The organism is Clostridium sp., assembly GCF_051654825.1.
Classification (GTDB): domain Bacteria; phylum Bacillota; class Clostridia; order Clostridiales; family Clostridiaceae; genus Clostridium.
The window spans coordinates 1-3,584 of sequence record NZ_JBOFYU010000213.1; the positions used below are offsets into that span (position 1 = coordinate 1).

4 protein-coding genes are annotated in these 3,584 nt (G+C 30.3%); all 4 read right to left on the reverse strand.

The window, feature by feature from the left end:
* Window positions 1–346, reverse strand: a 346-nt coding sequence (locus tag ACRDBA_RS12355) for a capsid assembly scaffolding protein Gp46 family protein (RefSeq protein ID WP_438573227.1), incomplete at its 3' end; no start/stop codon positions are given.
* 601 nt (window positions 347–947) lie between these two features.
* On the reverse strand, window positions 948–1,733 hold the full coding sequence (locus ACRDBA_RS12360; RefSeq protein WP_438573228.1) for an HNH endonuclease: 786 nt from the start codon (window positions 1,731–1,733) through the stop codon (window positions 948–950).
* Window positions 1,734–1,784: 51 nt separating this feature from the next.
* Window positions 1,785–2,807 carry a minor capsid protein gene (locus tag ACRDBA_RS12365; RefSeq protein ID WP_438573229.1) on the reverse strand — a complete coding sequence of 341 codons (1,023 nt, stop codon included), beginning with the start codon at window positions 2,805–2,807 and terminating at the stop codon, window positions 1,785–1,787.
* A partial coding sequence (locus tag ACRDBA_RS12370; RefSeq protein ID WP_438573230.1) for a phage portal protein occupies window positions 2,800–3,584 on the reverse strand: 785 nt, incomplete at its 5' end. The genes ACRDBA_RS12365 and ACRDBA_RS12370, both read right to left, overlap by 8 nt.

The following is a 3,584-nucleotide window of genomic DNA, read 5'->3' on the forward strand; positions in this document are numbered from 1 at the left end:
GTAAATTCCTAGAAGCTAATTCCTTTACAACTTGATTAGATAACTTTTCTCTAGCCATTTCAGACTTCATCTTGTTATATTCCTCAAGTTGCTTTTTCATTTCTGCTTGTTGTCTTTCCGTTTCACTCATACGCTTTAGCTTTTCAGCTTCTTCAACCTCTTTAGCTTTATCGTTTGCCCTTTGTTCTGCTTTTCTTTCCCATTGTGCAAATTTCTTAGCCATTATCTTATCTAAATCTTCTTGAGTAAAAGTTTTTTCTTCTTGTACCACATTATCATTTGTAGGAGTGACTCCACCTTCCACCACTACATCTTCATTCACGTTAACGTTTGTTGTTGCATCCATTTTTTAAATCTCCTTCCATGTTTAATGTCCATGTAGACAGAAATATAGTTTATAAACCATGTTTCTTTTAAGCCTATACAAGTAAAAGGCAATAAAATAAAAAAACACCTCTAAAATAGACGTGTATATATTTTGTAACTAATTTGTGTATGTTTTGTGTATAGATTTGTAACTAATTTCGAAAAATGAAACCGTTGAAAATACTACATTGTGTACCTTGTATATGTTGTGTATAGTTTTTTCATCTAGTACTATACTTTTTATTATATTTAAGTACAATAGTTTTTTATCAGACAAATGGGTACTACCCTACTTTAAAATATTATATACATTATATACAATATATACATATATAAAAATAAGTATCTGAAGCCATTGCAATTACTAGGTTTTTTATGTGTATAGTTTTGTGTATAGTTTTATAAAATTATATACACAAATTATATACATTTTATATACACACCTAAAAATGATAGTTATAGGCTACTCAACTTTAAACTTTTTCGCCCACATTTTATAAGTCATATTTGAATCAACTTCTATAGGCTTATTATTCATATCTCTAGCAAATATAAAAACAATGAAATAAAAAAGACTGAAATTAATCAGCCTTAATCCATTCTTCAAATTGAGTACGAGTATTTTTACCATATCCATACTTACCGTGAAAATCTTTATGACACTTTTCGCATAATACAATGCCATTATTGATATCATATCTCTTGTCTTCATGAATATCGTATGAGTCTATATGGTGAACCACCATATTTTTAATATTATTTTCACTACACTTAAAACAAGTTCTATTGTCTCTATAAAATACAGAAGACCTCCACATATTGTCCTTAGTTGATTTTCTCTCTAATTTTCTTTTCTCGTGAGTCCTATTTTTATCCCAATTCGGATGTTTTTCTCCACATACTCGCCACATACCATTCTTTGACCCTCTTTTGGATATGCTTTGTTTCAATTTATATTCGTCAGTATGCATGAAGCTTCTATCTATTCCTCTAGATTGGTTATCCTTCATTGTCATTGACGACATGGCTCTTCTTTCGTCTGCATCTATCCATTGAGTTTTAATGGCTTCACTACCATATCTTATAGATATATCATACTTTTTAAGCCATTCGCAAACTTTAGATTTACTCAAGCCTATCTCTTTTCCAATTCTTCCAGTAGGATACATTTTTACAATATACAAATCATGAAGCAAATCTTTTATATTCATTCCAAATTTATCCTCAATCGGCTTAACTTTAAACGAATGTCTTAATATAGATTGGCACTCAAATCCACAGCAATGATTTTTTTCCTTTTCTATCCTAAAAGGCTTTTTATAAAATTCCTTGCCACAAACTTCACATTTAATGTTTGGCTTACTCATATAATCAACTCCCTTATTATAATTATATCATAATTAGGAATAGTGGTAAACCTACAATTTAATATTAAACATTTTAATCCATTCACTGTATGTTGTATTGCTAGGTATTTCTATCGGTTTTCCATTTGAGTCCCTAGCAAATCGAGTACTTAAATCATTATCGTCAAAATATGGCGCTTCAGAACTTCTGCAATTCGGATGCATTGGGCTAGCATTTATTCCAACTTGCCTATCTTTGAGTTTGAATATTTTCAAATCTAAGCTTTGACATACCTTGCTAGTTCTTTTGTCTAGCGTAGCCAAGTACTGATACTCTTCTACCCCAGTTTCTTTATATGCTTTAGCAGATGACTCTGACATAAAATAAGCGTGTTCCGTATGTACTATTCTTTTACAGTAATACAAATCAGTATCCATTTTCTTGTTTAAGTCTTTAGCCATATCCTTAATACTTTTACCTTGAATAATTCCTTTGGTAAGAGTAACTTTCAATTCATTATTAAGTTTTGTACGATTATCCCAAAGTGATTGACTAAAGTTTTTACCGCTCCAAGGATAACGAAGAATATCTTCAATCATCTTATTATCTAAATGACTAAAAGAAGCACCAACCCCTATTGATTTATGAATATCATACATTGATTGGTAGAAGTTATCTTTCACAGTACCACTGTAACACATCTGAAGCCTCTTCTCGGACGTTGTATATACTTCATTGATGTATTTACTACATTGATATAGCAAATCCTCTAGGCGGCTAATAGAAGCCTTTTTAGATAATGTGTTCAATTCGAGTAAAATATCCTCATTATCAATAAGCTTCATATACTCTTTCAAATCCATTCTAAATTGCTTATACTCGCTACCTCTTAACAACTTGCAAGCTTCCTTGTACTCTAAATTGTTATCTATAGCGTATTTATTGTAGAAGCTTAATATTTCTTTATGTATATCATCCATAGCAGATTTATATATCTTAACTATTTCTTTTTCGATTTTATTTACTTCTTTTAATCCTTTTTTTAGCTTATAGTCTTCTCTTTTTTTCCAGTAATCTATATTGTTTTTACTCAACTATCTCACCTTCTAAAGTCGAATAATTATCTTGATAAGCTTGATTTTGTTCGTTTATTTTACGTTCTAACTCTGCTTGCACATCATCAACATAAGGTGACATTGCTAATATAGTTTCATCTGATAAAATACCAGTTAACTTTTGCATAGTATCGGCCAATTCAACATCATTAAACGGTTTATTTCTTGTAAATATAGGTTGAATATCAGTATAGTCCATATCTTGATTAGTCTTTATCTTTAATATGTTACACATTAACTCTATTCTTCTCATTAAACCTTTTCTAAACTTAGCTTCTTTAATTCCTGTTAGGCTTTCAAGTCCCATAAGCTTATATTTTAAACTCACACCCGAGGAGTTATTGCTAAAATTTTCATCGCTAACATTAGGAACTCGGCTAAAGCGATTTATATCATTGTCTAGCCTATTCTTATAATTTTCTAATGCACTATCTTGTATATTCTTGATTAAATATTCTGCTTTACCATCTCCGCTTTGGAAGTTTATAACATTCTGATTCTCTATATTGTTAGCATCTTGTTCATCTATCAAATATCCACTTACAACTAAGTAAGCATGAGTAAACATTTCAAAGTCGTTAGCACTATCAGATTGAGTTTTATCGTAAGCGTCAATCAAATCTTTTACCTTTTCAAAGTCACCGTAACGATTGTTGTTATTTTCATAAATAGCTACTGGCACATCTAAAAAGAAGTGTGCAATCTGTTCGTCAAGTATTAAATCATCATCTTTTTTAGTGTAGAAGCTTATATTTT

What these genes read in the sequence shown, in the direction of transcription:
- ACRDBA_RS12360 (WP_438573228.1), bottom strand. Translation starts at nt 1,733, where the DNA reads ATGAGTAAGCCAAACATTAAATGTGAAGTTTGTGGCAAGGAATTTTAT.